Origin of the sequence: Micromonospora sp. AB353 (assembly GCF_049538395.1) — a bacterium.
Taxonomy (GTDB): Bacteria; Actinomycetota; Actinomycetes; order Mycobacteriales; family Micromonosporaceae; genus Micromonospora; species Micromonospora aurantiaca.
Window position 1 is genome coordinate 34,062 of sequence record NZ_JBMVFV010000043.1, and the last position, 15,315, is coordinate 49,376.

12 protein-coding genes are annotated in these 15,315 nt (G+C 72.2%); 9 read left to right on the forward strand and 3 right to left on the reverse strand.

The genetic code is table 11. The features are described from left to right. Nucleotides 1-488 precede the first annotated feature (488 nt). The 3 genes from ACPCK6_RS18560 to ACPCK6_RS18570 form a co-directional block, all read right to left on the reverse strand. Nucleotides 489-2,006, reverse strand: a complete 1,518-nt coding sequence (locus ACPCK6_RS18560; RefSeq protein WP_423481724.1) for an ABC transporter substrate-binding protein — start codon at nucleotides 2,004-2,006, stop codon at nucleotides 489-491. A 124-nt stretch (nucleotides 2,007-2,130) separates the two neighbouring features. Beyond that, entirely contained in the window at nucleotides 2,131-3,090 is a 960-nt protein-coding gene (locus ACPCK6_RS18565; RefSeq protein ID WP_396881254.1) for a formylglycine-generating enzyme family protein, read from the reverse strand. Nucleotides 3,091-3,097: 7 nt separating this feature from the next. Continuing rightward, a complete protein-coding gene (locus ACPCK6_RS18570; protein WP_013475383.1) occupies nucleotides 3,098-4,186 on the reverse strand; it encodes a 3-isopropylmalate dehydrogenase in 1,089 nt (362 codons plus the stop codon). 185 nt (nucleotides 4,187-4,371) lie between these two features. Here ACPCK6_RS18570 and pdxR point away from each other — a divergent pair, with 185 nt between their 5' ends. Genes pdxR through ACPCK6_RS18615 form a run of 9 tightly spaced genes read left to right on the forward strand, consistent with a single transcriptional unit; the run spans nucleotide 4,372 to nucleotide 15,315 of the window. After that, nucleotides 4,372-5,898, forward strand: a complete 1,527-nt coding sequence (gene pdxR, locus ACPCK6_RS18575) for a MocR-like pyridoxine biosynthesis transcription factor PdxR (RefSeq protein ID WP_396881256.1) — start codon at nucleotides 4,372-4,374, stop codon at nucleotides 5,896-5,898. An 11-nt stretch (nucleotides 5,899-5,909) separates the two neighbouring features. Further along, nucleotides 5,910-7,154, forward strand: a complete 1,245-nt coding sequence (locus ACPCK6_RS18580; protein ID WP_396881257.1) for a M20 family metallopeptidase — start codon at nucleotides 5,910-5,912, stop codon at nucleotides 7,152-7,154. Next, a complete protein-coding gene (locus tag ACPCK6_RS18585) occupies nucleotides 7,151-8,593 on the forward strand; it encodes an aldehyde dehydrogenase family protein (protein WP_423481725.1) in 1,443 nt (480 codons plus the stop codon). Before ACPCK6_RS18580 ends, ACPCK6_RS18585 begins: the two co-directional genes overlap by 4 nt. A 22-nt stretch (nucleotides 8,594-8,615) precedes the next feature. Next, nucleotides 8,616-9,560, forward strand: a complete 945-nt coding sequence (locus tag ACPCK6_RS18590) for an ABC transporter permease (RefSeq protein ID WP_423481726.1) — start codon at nucleotides 8,616-8,618, stop codon at nucleotides 9,558-9,560. Next, a complete protein-coding gene (locus tag ACPCK6_RS18595; RefSeq protein WP_013288207.1) occupies nucleotides 9,557-10,441 on the forward strand; it encodes an ABC transporter permease in 885 nt (294 codons plus the stop codon). Before ACPCK6_RS18590 ends, ACPCK6_RS18595 begins: the two co-directional genes overlap by 4 nt. Nucleotides 10,442-10,446: 5 nt before the next feature. Beyond that, nucleotides 10,447-11,433: an ABC transporter ATP-binding protein gene (locus ACPCK6_RS18600; RefSeq protein WP_252450490.1), complete on the forward strand. Its 987-nt coding sequence runs from the start codon at nucleotides 10,447-10,449 to the stop codon at nucleotides 11,431-11,433. After that, on the forward strand, nucleotides 11,430-12,254 hold the full coding sequence (locus tag ACPCK6_RS18605; protein ID WP_396881260.1) for an ATP-binding cassette domain-containing protein: 825 nt from the start codon (nucleotides 11,430-11,432) through the stop codon (nucleotides 12,252-12,254). The genes ACPCK6_RS18600 and ACPCK6_RS18605 overlap by 4 nt, the downstream gene beginning before the upstream one ends. Next, a complete protein-coding gene (locus ACPCK6_RS18610) occupies nucleotides 12,251-13,006 on the forward strand; it encodes an SDR family NAD(P)-dependent oxidoreductase (protein WP_318333015.1) in 756 nt (251 codons plus the stop codon). The genes ACPCK6_RS18605 and ACPCK6_RS18610 overlap by 4 nt, the downstream gene beginning before the upstream one ends. Nucleotides 13,007-13,014: 8 nt before the next feature. Beyond that, the gene (locus ACPCK6_RS18615; protein WP_423481727.1) at nucleotides 13,015-15,315 is read left to right on the forward strand and encodes an arylsulfatase; all 2,301 of its coding nucleotides are present in this window, start codon (nucleotides 13,015-13,017) and stop codon (nucleotides 15,313-15,315) included.

The following is a 15,315-nucleotide window of genomic DNA, read 5'->3' on the forward strand; positions in this document are numbered from 1 at the left end:
AAGTCCAAGATCGACGGGGCGCGGGGCGTTCTACGCCGACCCATTTCGCAGCACGTCAGCTCCTGGCGTGTGGAGTGCGAGCGGGATTGCGCCGTCCCTCGGCAGCCCGGTGCATCGCGCTCCAACGCAGAGGCCGCACCGTAGGGCTAGACGTGCTCGTCGGCCGGGCGGAACACGTCCAGCGCGGCATAGTCCTCGCTCGGCAGTGCGTTGTGTCGACGCCCCGCGGTCCCGGACGCGCCGGGCTACACGCGGGCAGCACCTCGACCGCGTCAGTCCACTGCGCACCGACCGCGGCTCCTCGGGCGTCCTCGGCCCCCCGCCCCCCGCGATCTTGCACTTGGTGCCCCGTCGAACGGGGTCAAATCCCCCGCGCCAGGGGCCGCAAGTGCAAGATCGCGGGGAGGGGGACGGGGAGCAGGAGCGGGGGGATGGCAGAAGGACCTGGTGGGCGGAGCCCACCAGGTCCTTCTGCGCGTGGAACCGAGTTACTTCTTGGAGACCTTGGTGACGTCGAAGGACTGGGTCACCGCGTCCTTCGGGTAGCCCTCGACGCCGTCGCGGATCACCGCGAGGTTCGGCAGCAGGAACAGCCAGTCGCTGGCGGCCTCCTGCGAGATGACCTTCGCGGCCTCGGCGAACTTCTTGTCCCGGGTCGCCGCGTCCAGAGCCGTGTCGGCCTCGTTCATGAGCTGCGTGACAGCCGGGTTCTTGTAGCGGTAGTAGTAGTCCGGCTGGCCGTAGCGGACCAGGTCACGCGGCTCGACGTGGGCGATGATCGACAGGTCGTAGTTGGCCTTGCCGAGCACCTTGTCGAGCCACTGCGGCATCTCGACGTTGTTCTGGGTCACCTTGATGCCGACCTCGGCGAGCTGCGAGGCGACGAACTGTGCGGAGGCGCGGGCGTAGCCGGGCGGCGGGACGTCCATGGTCAGGGTGAGCCCACCCGCGTGACCGGCCTCGGCGAGCAACTGCTTGGCCTTGGCGGGGTCGTGCGGGAAGTCGCCGGTGCGGTCCTCGTACCACGGGTCGCTCGGCGGCACCATGCTGCCGATCTTCGTGCCGTAGCCGGACCAGACGGTCTTGATGAGCGCGTCGTGGTCGATCGCGTGGCGGATGGCCTGGCGCACCCGGGCGTCGGCCAGCGGGCCCTTGGCGTTGTTCATCGCCAGGACGACCTCACCGGTCGTCTTGCCCTCGACCACCTCGAACTGCTTGTTGCCCTTGAACACCTCGAGGAGCTGCGGCGCCTGGATGTTCGCCACGATGTCGAGCTGCCCGGAGAGCGTCGCGTTGTTCAGCGCGTTGGCGTCGGTGATGTACCGGAAGACGGCGGTGCCGACCTTGGCCTTCTCACCCCAGTAGCCGTCGTTGCGCACCAGCGTGATGCTGTCGCCGCGGTTCCACTTGTCGAACTTGAACGGGCCGGTGCCGTTCGGCTTCGTGCCCAGGTCGGTGGCGTTCTCCTTGAGCACCACGCCGACCCGGCCGGCGATGTCGAACAGCCAGCTCTGGCTGGGCCGGGACAGCGTCACGTCCACGGTGGAGGCGTCCGGCGCCTCGACGGTCTTCACGACTGTCATCTGCGACTTGAACGGGTTCGTCGAGCCCTCGGCGGTGACCCGCTTGAAGCTCCACACCACGTCCTGCGCGGTGAGCTTCTGGCCGTCGTGGAAGGTCACGCCGTCGCGCAGCTTGAACGAGTACTTGGTGCCGTCGTCGGACACCTTCCACTCGCTGGCCAGCAGCGGCTCCACCTCGCCGGTGCCGGCGTTCTGGCGCACCAGGCCCTCGTACACGTTGTAGAGCAGGACCTGCGGGATCGCCGCGCCGGCCTCGGCGGTCAGGTCGAGGCTCACCGGCTCGAGGTAGGCGCCGAGGGTGACCGTACCGTTGCCGGAACCACCGCCGGTGGTGGTCTCCGAGTCACCATCGCTACTGCACGCGGTCAGAGCCAGCGCCGTGGCGAGCAGCACGGCGGGCAGCGTTATCTTCAGCCGATTCATTCGTGTGTCCCATCGCGAAGAACGCCAAGGGCGCTCGTAGCCTGTGAGGCGGGACACTATGAGCGTGGTACCCGATGCAAAAGGGCCAGTTCAGCGGGGTCGGCAGGTACCAATCAGCGTCCGGCTACCGGGCCACCCGGAAACCGGTGTTGCCGGTCGAGGAGTCGACGGTGGTCCGGCTCCGTGCTGCCACGCGGTATCGGTTGCAGTAGGAGTCGTGGCACAGGTACGAACCACCCCTGATGACGCTCTCACCTGGTGAGATGCGGCCGCGGTGGTCGCGCCAGGGTTCGGCCGTGAGTTCCCAAACGTTGCCCGCGACGTCGTACAGGCCGTAGCCGTTCGGCGGAAACGCGGTCACCGGAGAGGTGCCCGCGAACCCGTCCTCAGCGGTGTTGACAGCGGGGAAGACGCCCTGCCAGATGTTGCAGCGGTGCCGCCCGTCCGGGGTCAGCTCGTCGCCCCAGGCGTAGCGGGCCTGGGACAGGCCGCCGCGCGCCGCGTACTCCCACTCGGCCTCGGTCGCCAGCCGGGTGCCGGACCAGCGGCAGTACGCCTCGGCGTCCCGGTGCGAGACGTGCACGACCGGGTGCTGCTCGCGCCCGCGTACGTCCGACCCGGGCCCGTCCGGGGCGGCCCAGGACGCCCCCTCGACGGCCAGCCACCACGGCGCCTGCGGCACCGACGCGTCGAGCACGTACGGGTGCGCGGACGGCACCAGGAGCAGGTGGAAGACGAACGACCAGCCGTACCGTTCCGCATCGGTGCGGTAGCCGGTGGCGTCGGCGAAGCGGGCGAACTGCTGGTTCGTCACCGGCGTCGCGCCGATCGCGAACGGGCCCACCGTCACCGGGCGGACCGGCCCCTCCAGGTCGTCCGGGAAGCCCTCCGGGTCGTCGGTGCCCATGAGGAAGGTGCCGCCGGGCAGCGCGATCAGGTCGTCCGTACCCCCGAATGGGGCGCGGACGGCGCTCGCGCCCGCCGCGGCGCCGGAGCCGGCGGCGGGCGGGCGTCTCGGCGCGCAACACGGCGACGGCGGGGGAGTGCCCCCGCCGTCGCCCGGATCGACCGGTTCGGTGCTCACATCCGTGTCACGCCGGCAGGGCGTCCGCCTGGTACGCGCCCTCGCCGATGACGGCGGCGACCGCGTCGCCGAAGTCCTCGGTCGACATGCCCATCTCCGGCCCGCGCATGGCGCCCAGGCGCGGCAGCACCGCCTTCACGCCGTCCTCCAGGCTGCGGGCCGCCTCCGGGTGGCCCAGGTGCTCCAGCATCAGCGCGGCGCTGAGGATCGAGCCGGCGGGGTTGGCCCAGCCGCGGCCGGCGATGTCCGGCGCGGAACCGTGCACCGGCTCGAACATGCTCGGCGCCGACCCGGTCGGGTTGAGGTTGCCGCTGGCGGCCAGGCCGAGACCGCCCTGCACGGCGGCGCCCAGGTCGGTGATGATGTCGCCGAACAGGTTGTCGGTGACCACCACGTCGAACCGCTCCGGCTGCGTCACCAGGTAGAGGCACATCGCGTCGACGTGGACGTAGTCAACAGCGATGTCCGGGTACTCCGCCGAGACCTCCTCGAAGGTCCGCTGCCACAGGTCGCCGGCGTAGGTGAGGATGTTCGCCTTGTGCACCAGCGTCACGTGCTTGCGGCGGCCCAGGGCCAGCCGGAAACCGTGCCGGATGAGGCGCTCGACGCCCTTGCGGGTGTTCACCGACTCCTGGGTGGCGATCTCGTCCGGCCCGCCGCGGTGGATGAAGCCGCCCGCGCCGACGTACGCGCCCTCGGTGTTCTCCCGCAGGATCACCAGGTCGCACTGCTCCGGGCGCAGCCCGCCGATGGGCGTGGGCACACCTGGCAGCAGCTTGACCGGCCGCAGGTTCACGTACTGGTCGAACGCGGTCCGCAGGTGGATGACCAGGCCGCGTTCCAGCACGCCGGGCGGCACCGACGGGTCGCCGACGGCGCCGAAGAGAATGGCGTCCGCCTTCGCCAGTTCCTGTTCCACGTCCGGCGGCACGACCTGGCCGGTGATCCGCCAGTAGTCCGCGCCGAGTTCGTAGTCCTCCCAGACCAGGTCGATCCCGAACCGTCGGGCGGCGGCGTCGCACGCCTTGACCGCCTGCGCGGTGACCTCCGGTCCGATGCCGTCGCCGGGCACCAGCGCGATTCGCTGGGCGCTCATGAGTCCACCCCTGTCCGCGTGCAGGAGACCGTCACCTGCCATCGCCCGGCCAAGCGTGGCGGGAACGGGCCCTCCGCAACAGGTCCAGGTCTCCGGCTAGGCTAGTACCAGCGGGACGCATAGGGCGTGTGCAGGGCGTACGACGACGGGACGAGGCGAGACCCCCGCGGGAGTGGGAGGTCGAGGTGGCGGATTTCCTGCTGCCGGTCAACCCGCAGAGCACGGTTCCGCTCTACGAGCAGATCATCACCGGGCTCGAGGACGCCATCCTCGCCGGGCAGTACGACGACGGCCCGCTGCCCAGCACGCGCCGCCTGGCCGAGGCGCTCGGCGTCTCCCGGAACACGGTGCTGACCGCGTACGACAGGCTCATGGAGCAGGGTCTGATCGTGACCGTCCCGCGGCGCGGTCTCTACGTCTCCTCCGACGCGGTGGTGCGGATGCGGGCCGCGCGGCGGACCGCCCGCTCGCCGATGCAGCCGATCGACTGGGCGGCGCGGCTGCCGGAACCGCCGCCCACTCCGGTGCACCGGGATCCGGCCTGGGCGCGGGCGCCGTTCCCGTTCGTGGTCGGCCAGCCCGACCCGACCATGTTCCCGATCGGCGCGTGGGAACGGGCGCAGCGTGAGGCGCTGCGGCAGGACGGGCTGTCCCGGGTCATCGGGGACGCCGGCCAGGCCGACGATCCGGAGCTGGTGCGTCAGCTCTGCGAGCACGTGCTGCCCGCGCGCGGCATCTCCGCCCACCCGGACCAGGTGATGATCACGCTGGGTTCGACGCACGCGCTGCACCTGCTGGCGAGCGTCCTCGTCCGGCCGGGCAGCGTGGTGCTCGTCGAGGACCCCGGCTACCCCGACGCCCGGACGATCATGCAGATGGCCGGCGCCGACGTGGTGCCCGGCGCGGTCGATGAGGACGGCCTCGTCGTGGAGGACCTGCCGGCCGACCTGCACGGCGCCCAGCTCGTGTACGTCACGCCGAGCCACCAGTACCCGACCGGCGCGACCATGTCGGCGTCCCGCCGCGAGGAGCTGCTCCGGCGGGCCGGGGCGGCGGACGCGGTCGTGATCGAGGACGACTACGACCCGGAGATGACGTTCCGGGGGATGCCCGCGGTGGCGGTGCGGGCGCTCGACGACGAGGACCGCGTCGTCTACCTCGGCAGCTTCAGCAAGCTGCTGGCACCGGGCCTGCGGCTCGGTTACGTGGTGGCGTCCCCGGCGCTCGTGGACGCCATGCGGGCCCGCTCCCGCTACGTGCTGCGTCACCCGCCCGGCCCGATGCAGCGTGCCCTCGCCCAGATGATCGCCAGCCGCGACCTGGCCCGTCACGTGCGCCGCGTCCGCGCCCACTACCTGGGGCTGTACGAGGAGATGGTGCGGGCGGTCGAGCGGCACGTGCGCTGGGGGCCGCAGCCGGTGCCGCGCGGCGGGCTGGCCCGGTGGATCACCGGCCCGCCGGGGCTGGACGCCGGCGAACTCGCCCGCGAGCTGCGCCGGCAGGGTGTCCTGCTGGACCCGGGCGCGCCGTACTGGGCCACCCGGCCGGCGCCGCGTCACCACCTGCGCCTGGGGTACCAGGTGATGCCGCTGGACCGCATCGACGAGGGCGTGCGGCGGGTCGTCGAGGCGGTAGAAGTCCAGGTCCGGCCAGGGCTGGTACCCCCACCGACCCGGAAACTGGACGTTCCCCTCCGGGGGCGGAGTTCGTAACCTCCGACGCCATGACGTCGGACACCCACGCCTCCCTCCGCGCCGGCCATCTCGTGGACGCGCAAGCCGTCGTGACGCTGACCCAGGACCTGGTCCGCATCCCCTCGACCTGGGACGCGGGGCGCGGGCGCAGCGAGCAGCCCGTGGCGGACCTCGTCGCGGAGGTCATGCGGGGTTTCGGGTGGCGACCGGAGGTCACCGATGTCGTCCCCGGGCGTCCCAACGTCGTCGCCGTGGTGGACGGCGGCCTGCCCGGCCCGACGCTGATGTTCGAGGGGCACACCGACGTCGTCACCGAGGGTGCTCCCGAGGAGTGGACGGTCGACCCGTTCGGCGGCGACATCGTCGACGGGCGGCTGTACGGTCGCGGCTCCGCCGACATGAAGGCCGGTGTCGCCGCGATGATCCACGCGACCCGGGCCGTCGAGCTGGCCGGGCCGTTCCCGGGCCGGATCGTGGTGGCGGCCCTGGTGGACGAGGAGGGCCAGATGCTCGGGGCGAAGCACTTCACCACCACCGCGCTGGCCCGCGAGGTGGACGCCGCGATCATCTGTGAGCCGGAGGCGGAGGAGATCTGCGCGGTCGCCAAGGGCGCCGTCCGGCTGCTGGTCACCTGCACCGGCAAGATGGCGCACGGCGCGATGCCGCAGCACGGCCGCAATCCCGTACCGGCGGTGGCCGAGCTGGTCGCCGCGCTCGGCCGTTACCAGAAGGAGCTGCAGGCCGCCCCGGGTGAGCACGAGCACCTCGGCCTGACGTACCTGACCCCCACGGTCCTGGACGCCGGCTCCGCCGACCAGCTCAACGTCATCCCCGGCCGTGCCGTCCTCGGCGTGGACTGCCGGACCGTACCCGGTGTCGACCACGCCGCGCTCGCCGCGCGCGTGCGCGCCGACGCCGAGGCCATCGGCGCCCGGCACGGCGTCACCTTCGCCGTCGAGGTCGTCGACGACCGGCCGTGCGCGGTCACCCCGGAGGACCACCCGATCTCGCTCGCCGTGGCCGACGCGCACCGCGCCGTCACCGGCGCCGAGCCCGTCTTCGGCGGCGTGCCCGGCGCGACCGACGGCACCATCCTGTGGCGCGACAGCGGCATCCCGAACGTGGTGTACGGCCCGGGCCCGAAGTGGATCGCCCACCAGCCCGACGAGTACGTCGAGGTCGACGACATCGTCCGCAAGACGAAGGTCTACGCCGAGGCGGCGCTTGCCTTCCTCACCGGTGCCACCGGCGCCCGGACGGGTGCGGCGTCGTGACCGCGCAGGAGCTGCTGACCGCGCTGCCCGCCGGCCTGCCGATCGGCGCGGGCTGGACCGGCACCGCGCAGACCGCGCCGGTCCGCTTCCCGTACGACGGCAGCACCGTCACCCAGGCGCCGTGGGGCGACCCCGGTGACGCGGAGGCCGCGGTCGAGGCAGCGCAGGGGGTCGCCGCGGAGATGGCCGGGCTGCCCGGCCACCGGCGGCGCGCGATCCTGACGACAGTCGCCGCCGAGGTGCGCGCCCGCGCGGACTCGCTGGCCGAGCTGCTGGTCCTGGAGACCGGCAAGCCGCTGGTGGACTGCCGGGTCGAGGTCGCCCGCACGCTCGTCACGCTGGAGACGGCCGCCGAGGAGGTCGGGCACCTGACCGGCGAGACGGTGGCACTGGACATGCAGCCGGCCGGCGAGGGCATGCTCGGTTTCTGGGTGCGCCGCCCGGTCGGTGTCGTCGTCGGCATCACCGGGTTCAACTACCCGCTGCTCCTGGCCGCGCACAAGGTCGCGCCGTCGGTCGCGGCCGGCTGCCCGGTGATCGTCAAGCCGGCGCCGAACACGCCGCTTGCCACGCTGGTGCTGGTCGACCTGTTCCGCGCGGCGGGCTGCCCGGCCGCCGGGGTTCAGCTCGTCACCGGCGGCGTCGAGGTCGGCAAGCTCCTGACCACGCATCCCGGTGTCGCGGCCGTGTCGTTCACCGGGTCGGCGCACGTCGGCCACCAGATCGCCCGCGCCGCGGCCCCGCGCAAGGTGCTGCTCGAACTCGGGTCCAACGCGGCGCTCGTCGTCGGCCGCGACGCCGACCTCGACCGGGCCGCCGAAGCGGTGGTACGCGGCGGGTTCTACGCCTCCGGCCAGGCGTGCATCAGCGTGCAGCGGGTGATCGTCGAGGAGCCGGTCCGCGAGGCGCTGCTGGACCGCCTCCGGCCGCTGCTGGCCTCGGTCACCACCGGCGACCCCCGGTCCGCCGGCACCCGCGTGTCCGCCCTGGTGGACGAGGCGTCCACCGAGCGGGTCCACTCGTGGGTGGACCGCGCGGTCGCTGCCGGGGCGCGTTGCCTGGCCGGCGGTACGGCGCAGGGCCGGGTGCTGCAGCCGACGGTGCTCGTCGACGTCCCCGAGGACGCCGAGTGCTGGTCGGAGGAGATCTTCGGGCCGGTGGTCTGCGTCCGGTCGGTGCCGGACATGGACGCGGCGGTCGAGCTCGTCAACAGGTCGCGGTACGGGCTCCAGGCCGCCGTCTTCACCCGTGATCTGGCGGTGGCCCTCGATGTCGTACGCCGTCTCGACGTCGGCGGCGTGCTCGTCAACGAGGTGCCCGGCTTCCGCGCCGACAACATGCCGTACGGCGGCGTCAAGGACTCCGGCATCGGCCGGGAGGGACCGCGCTTCGCCATGGAGGAGCTGACCGTGACCAAGATGGTGATGATCAGGCCATGACTCGGAGTGGGAGCACACACGCATGGTGATCTACTTCGTCCGGCGGCTGGCCATCCTCGCGGTATCGCTGTTCGCCGCGTCCATCCTCGTCTTCACGATGCTGGCGCTGCTGCCGGGCGACCAGGCGCAGGCGATGCTCGGCGTGAACGCGACCCCGGAGGCGCTGGAGGCGCTGCGGGAGCAGTTCGGGACGAACCGGCCGTTCACCGAGCGGTACCTCGAATGGGCCGGCGGCCTGATCCGCGGTGACTTCGGCATCTCGCCGCTCAGCGGGGTGTCGGTCGGCTCGGAGATCGCCGACAAGCTCGGCGTGACGGTGCCACTGATCCTGGCCGGGATGACGCTGGCGCTGCTCATCGCCGTACCGCTGGGCATCCTCGCCGCGGTGAAGAGCCGCACCGCGATCGGGACGGCGCTGTCGGCGCTGAGCCAGGTCGGCATCGCCGTTCCGTCGTTCTGGCTGGGCATCCTGCTCATCACCGTGTTCGCGGTGAAGTTGCAGTGGCTGCCCGCCGGTGGGTTCACCGGATGGGACGACATCGGCAGCGCCGTGCAGGCCCTGCTGATGCCGGCGCTCGTCCTCGGCGTGGCCCAGGGCGCGATCCTGATGCGCTACGTCCGGTCCGCGGTGGTCGAGGTCATGCAGGAGGACTTCATCCAGACCGCGCGGGCCAAGGGCCTGAGCCGCTCGCAGGCGCTGACCCGGCACGCGCTGCGCAACGCGGCCATCCCGGTCATCACCGTCCTCGGCCTGCAACTCGCGACGCTGCTCATCGGCACCGTCGTGATCGAGAACGTCTTCGGCCTGCCCGGCCTCGGCCGGATGCTGCTGCAGGACGTGGGCAACCGCGACCTGCTGAAGGTGCAGGGCACCGTGATGGTGCTGACCGCCGCGGTGCTTCTGATCAACTTCGTCGTCGACGTGGTGTACCACGCGGTCGACCCCAGGCTGAGGAGCAAGGCATGACATCGGTCGCCGACGCCCCACCGGACGCCACCGCCGACGTCGTCGCGGCCGGCCCGGTCAAGCCGCGCCGCCGCTGGAACCTCACGCTGGTGATCGGCGCCGGCCTGGTGGGCCTCGTCGTCCTCACCGCGCTCGTGTCGTTCCTCTGGACGCCGTACGACCCCACCCGGGTCGACCCGTCGCAGACGCTGCTGTCCCCGGGCGGGGACCACTGGCTCGGCACCGACCACTTCGGCCGGGACATCGTCAGCCAGCTCCTCGTCGGCGCGCGGACCACACTGTTCGTCGGTGTGGTCGCCGTCGCGATCGCCGCCGCCGTCGGCGTACCCCTGGGTCTGCTCGCCGCCACCGGGCACCGCTGGCTCAGCGAGCCGGTGATGCGGGCGCTGGACATCGTGTTCGCCTTCCCGGCCATCCTGCTGGCGATCATCCTGGCCGCCGGCTTCGGCGCCTCCACGCTCACCGGCATGATCGCGATCGGCGTCGCCAACGTCCCGGTGTTCGGCCGCCTCACCCGGGCCGGCGCGATGCAGGTGCTGCAGAGCGACTTCGTGCTGGCCGCGCGCAGCTACGGCCGCCGGGGCGTGGTGCTCATGGTCCGGTACGTGCTGCCGAACATCGCGGCCCTGCTCATCGTGCAGGCGTCGGTGTCGTTCGCGCACGCGGTGCTCGCCGAGGCGGCGCTGTCCTACCTCGGGTACGGCACCCCGCCACCGACCCCCACCTGGGGCCGGATGCTCCAGGAGGCCCAGAACTACTTCGTCGTGCAGCCGATGCTCGCCGTCTGGCCCGGTCTGGCCATCGCCCTGTCGGTGCTCGGCTTCAACCTCATGGGCGACGGGCTGCGCGACGCCCTCGACCCGCGGCTGAGAGGACGGTGAGCGGCGTGAGCGGGCTCGTGGTGGAGGACCTCGTCGTCAAGGTCCACGACATCCAGGCCGTCAAGGGCGTCTCGTTCGAGATCGGGCGGGGCCGCCGGATGGGGCTCATCGGCGAGTCCGGCTGCGGCAAGTCCCTGACCGCGCTCGCGCTGATGGGCCTGCTGCCCCACGGCGTGACCGCGTCCGGCCGGGTGCTGCTGAACGGCCGGAACCTGCTCGACCTCTCCGACAAGGAGATGTGCGCGGTCCGCGGCAACGACATCGCCATGGTGTTCCAGGAGCCGATGACAGCGCTCAACCCGCTGATGCGGGTCGGCAACCAGGTCGCCGAGTCGCTGCGGCTGCACAAGGGGATGAGCCGCGCGGCGGCCTCGGCCCGGGCCGTCGAACTGCTCGAACGGGTCCAGCTGCCCGAGCCCGACCGGACCGCGCGCAAGTACCCGCACCAGCTCTCCGGCGGTCAGCGGCAGCGCGTCGTGCTCGCCATCGCGCTGGCGTGCGACCCGGCCGTGCTGGTCGCGGACGAGCCCACCACCGCACTGGACGTCACGGTGCAGGCGGAGATGCTGCGGCTGATGGACACGCTGGTGCGCGAGGAGGGCGCGTCGCTGCTGCTCATCACGCACGACCTGCCCGTCGTCGCCAGCATCTGCGAGGAACTGCTCGTCATGTACGGCGGCTCGATCGTCGAGCACGGCGACGTGGCGACGGTGTTCGACTCGCCCCGGCACCCGTACACGGCGGGCCTGCGGGCGTCGACGGTGCTGGAGAGCACCGACGGGAGCGGCCGGCTGTCCACCATTCCGGGCCGCGTCCCGTCGCTCGGGTCGTTCCCCACCGGCTGCGTGTACCGCAACCGCTGCCCGCGCGCCGACGACGTCTGCGGCACGGTGCCGCTGCTGACGGCGCCGCCCGGCAGCACCCAGCGGGCGGCCTGCCACCACCCGATCGAGAGCGACCAGCCCCTAGGAAGCGGGAAGGCCAGCGCATGACCACCACCCCGTTGCTGGAAGCCGTCGACGTGGTGCGCGAGTACCGCGCCCCGCGGCGGTCGCTGCGTACGCCGGGCCGGCCGATCCGCGCGCTCGACGGCGTGAGCGTGCAGGTCCACGAGGGCGAGGCGTTCGGCATCGTGGGGGAGAGCGGCTCCGGCAAGTCCACGCTGTCGCGCATCCTCATGGCCCTCGACCAGCCGACCTCCGGCACCGCGTTCTACAACGGCCAGCGGATCAGCGGCGTGCCGGAGCGGCGGCTCGGATTCCTGCGCCGCGACGTGCAGATGGTGCTCCAGGACCCGATGTCGTCGCTGAACCCGCGCATGCGTGTCGCGGACATCATCGCGGAGCCGATGCGCGCGCTGCGCCTGCCCGGCGACCACCGGGCCCGCGTCGCCGAGCTGATGCACTCGGTGGGTCTGCCCGAGGAGGCGGTGACCCGCTACCCGCACCAGTTCTCCGGCGGCCAGCGGCAACGCATCGCCATCGCCCGCGCCCTCGCCGCCGGGCCGAAGGTCATCGTCGGCGACGAGCCGGTCAGCGCGCTCGACGTCTCGGTGCGCGCGCAGATCCTCAACCTGCTCACCGACCTGGCCGAGCAGTTCAAGCTGACCCTGATCCTGGTCTCCCACGACCTGTCCGTGGTCCGGTACCTCTGCGACCGGATCGCGGTGATGAACCAGGGCCGGATCGTCGAGACGGGTGACACCGAATCGATCTACTCCGACCCTCAGCACCCCTACACCCAGAGGCTGCTGTCCGCGGTGCCCACCCTGAGCGGCGACCTCCTGGACCGATTCAACAGGAGCAGCACATGAGGTTGGTTGACCGCGTCGCCGTCGTCACCGGAGGCGCCAGCGGCATCGGACTGGCCACCGTCGGCCGGCTCGTCGAGGAGGGCGCGCGAGTGGTCATCGCCGACCTCGACGGCGACCGCGCCGCCGAGGCCGCCGCCGGCTTCGGGTCCGCCGTCGTCGGCGTGGCCTGCGACGTCACCCGGGCCGCTGACTGCCGCGCCGCCGTCGAGACCGCCGTCGAGCGGTTCGGCCGGCTCGACCTCATGCACGCAAACGCCGGTACACCGTTCACCGGCCCGCTGGACGAGGTGGACGAGGCGACGCTGGACCGCGTGGTCGACGTGAACCTCAAGGGTGCGTTCTGGACCGCGCAGGCCGCCGCGCCCGCGCTGATCGAGGCCGGTGGCGGCGCGATCGTGTTCACCGCGTCGCTCCAGGCCGTCATCGCCCGCCCCCGGTACGCGCCGTACACCGCCGCCAAGCACGGCGTCATCGGCCTGATGAAGGCGCTGGCGCTGGAACTCGCGCCGCACGGCGTACGGGTCAACGCGATCGCCCCGGCGGCGACCGAGACGCCGATGCTCTCGGCGTTCCTCGGCGGGATGGGCGACGTGCCGGACAGCGCGCGGGAGAACTTCCGGGCGTCGATCCCGCTGGGCCGCATGGCGACGCCGCGCGACTCCGCCGACGCGGTGGTGTTCCTCGCCGGCGACGAGGCGCGCATGATCACGGGCCACACGCTCGTCCTCGACGGCGGCACGACGGCCGGCTGAGGCGTACCGTGACCGGACCTCTGGCGGACCCTCCCTACGAGGGGACCATCGGACGCACCTACGACGAGTCGACGGAGCACTGGAGCGCGCCGCCGTCGGCCGCCGCGGGTACGCCGAACGTGGTGTACGTGCTGCTGGACGACGTCGGGTTCGCCGACTTCGGCTGCTTCGGCGCCGAGATCGACACCCCGACGATCGACCGGCTGGCCGCCTCCGGGCTGCGGTACACCAACTTCCACACCTCGCCGCTGTGCTCGCCGACCCGGGCCAGCGTGCTCACCGGCCGCAACCACCACAGCGTCGGCATGCGTATGCTGTCCAACTTCGACAGCGGCTTCCCGAGCGGGCGGGGGCGGATCACCCACGCCGCCGCCACCGTCGCGGAGATGCTCGCCGACGCCGGGTTCAACACGATGGCGGTCGGCAAGTGGCACGTCGCGCCGCTGGACCAGACCACGCCGTCCGGCCCGTACGACCAGTGGCCGCTGGGACGCGGCTTCGAGCGGTACTACGGCTTCCTGGAGGCCGAGACCGACAACTTCTATCCGGAGCTGGTGTACGACAACCACCAGGTGGACCCCCCGGCCACCCCGGAGGAGGGCTACCACCTCACCGAGGACCTGACGGACCGGGCCATCGGGTTCGTCCGGGACCAGACCTCGTTCACCCCGGAGAAGCCGTTCTTCCTCTACCTGGCGTACGCCGCCGCGCACGCGCCGCACCAGGCCCCGCCGGAGTACCTGGCGAAGTACCGGGGCCGCTACGACGCCGGCTGGGACGTCGTCCGCGCGGACCGGCACCGGCGGCAGATCGGGCTGGGCATCATCCCGCCGGACGCGCCGCTGCCACCGCACAACCCCGGCGTCGTCCCGTGGAACGACGTGCCGCCGGAGCAGCGGCGCCTGTTCGCCCGCATGCAGGAGGCGTACGCGGCGATGGTCGACCACACCGACGCCCAGCTCGGGCGCCTGGTCGACTTCCTGGAACGGATCGGCCGGTTGGACGACACCATCTTCGTGGTCATGTCGGACAACGGCGCGAGCCCCGAGGGCACGCCGCTCGGCACGCTCAACCCCACCGCGTTCCAGAACCGGGTGCCGGAGAACCTCCAGGACAGCCTGGACCGGATCGACGAGATCGGCGGCCCGCGGGCGCAGAGCAACTATCCGCTGGGCTGGGCGCAGGTCAGCAACACCCCGTTCCGCCGCTACAAGCAGCACACCCACGAGGGCGGGGTCCGGGTGCCGTTCGTGCTGAGCTGGCCGGCCGGTGACGTACCCGGCGGGGAGGTGCGGACGCAGTTCCAGCACAGCATCGACGTCACCGCGACGGTGCTCGACCTGGTCGGGGTGCGGCCGCCCGCGGTGCGGCGGGGCATCCCGCAGATGCCGCTGCACGGCCGCAGCTTCCGCGACGGGCTGCGCGACCCGGCGGCGCCGCCGTCGCGGGACCGCCAGTACTTCGAGATGTTCGGCCACCGCGGCATCTACCACCAGGGCTGGAAGGCAGTCGCGTTCCACGAGCGGGGCACCTCCTGGGACGAGGACCGCTGGGAGCTGTACCGGATCGACGAGGATCCGACCGAGAGCCGCGACCTCGCCGCCGAACACCCGGAGGTGCTGCGGCGTCTCATCGAGGAGTTCTGGATCGAGGCGGCCCGCTACGACGTGCTGCCGCTTGACGACAGGGGATTCGCGATCCGGGCCCGGGTGCCGCGCCCCGGCTCGGTACGGGACCGGCTGGACTTCACCTACCTGGCCGGTGTGCCGACGATCTCCGGCGCGGCGGTGCCGCCGACGATGAACCGTTCGCACGCCATCACCGCGCGGGTGCACCGCACCGCCGCCACCCAGGGCGGCGTGATCGTGGTGCTCGGCAACGTCAGCGGCGGCTACGTGCTGCACATCAAGGACAACCACCTGGTGTACGAGTACAACCACCTCGGTACCCGTTACGTGCTTGGGTCCGAGGGCGAGTTGCCGCTGGGCCCGGTGGAGCTGACCTTCGAACTGACGAAGACCGCCGACTGCCAGGGCGTAGGTCGGCTGTACGTGGACGGCGAGGCGGCGGGCGAGGCGCTGTTCCCGCGCCTGCTGCCGTTCTTCCACGGGTTCGCCGGCATGGACGTCGGGCGCAGCATCCACTCGCCGGTGTCGCCGAGCTACCCGGCCCGGCACGAGTTCTCCGGCGAGCTGGAGTACGTGCGGTTCCGCCTCGCCGCGTCCGAGGAGGTCGGCGAGCCCATCGCACCGGCGGGCGGTGTGGCGCCGCGTCCGTCCGTCGGCGTGGGGTTCGAGGTGGTGGACTGA

Bases quoted from the DNA above. Each gene is read 5' to 3' on its own strand.
- ACPCK6_RS18605 (WP_396881260.1), top strand. From the start codon at position 11,430: ATGACCACCACCCCGTTGCTGGAAGCCGTCGACGTGGTGCGCGAGTAC.
- ACPCK6_RS18560 (WP_423481724.1), bottom strand. From the start codon at position 2,006: ATGAATCGGCTGAAGATAACGCTGCCCGCCGTGCTGCTCGCCACGGCG.
- ACPCK6_RS18595 (WP_013288207.1), top strand. From the start codon at position 9,557: ATGACATCGGTCGCCGACGCCCCACCGGACGCCACCGCCGACGTCGTC.
- ACPCK6_RS18570 (WP_013475383.1), bottom strand. From the start codon at position 4,186: ATGAGCGCCCAGCGAATCGCGCTGGTGCCCGGCGACGGCATCGGACCG.
- ACPCK6_RS18610 (WP_318333015.1), top strand. From the start codon at position 12,251: ATGAGGTTGGTTGACCGCGTCGCCGTCGTCACCGGAGGCGCCAGCGGC.
- ACPCK6_RS18590 (WP_423481726.1), top strand. From the start codon at position 8,616: ATGGTGATCTACTTCGTCCGGCGGCTGGCCATCCTCGCGGTATCGCTG.
- ACPCK6_RS18580 (WP_396881257.1), top strand. From the start codon at position 5,910: ATGACGTCGGACACCCACGCCTCCCTCCGCGCCGGCCATCTCGTGGAC.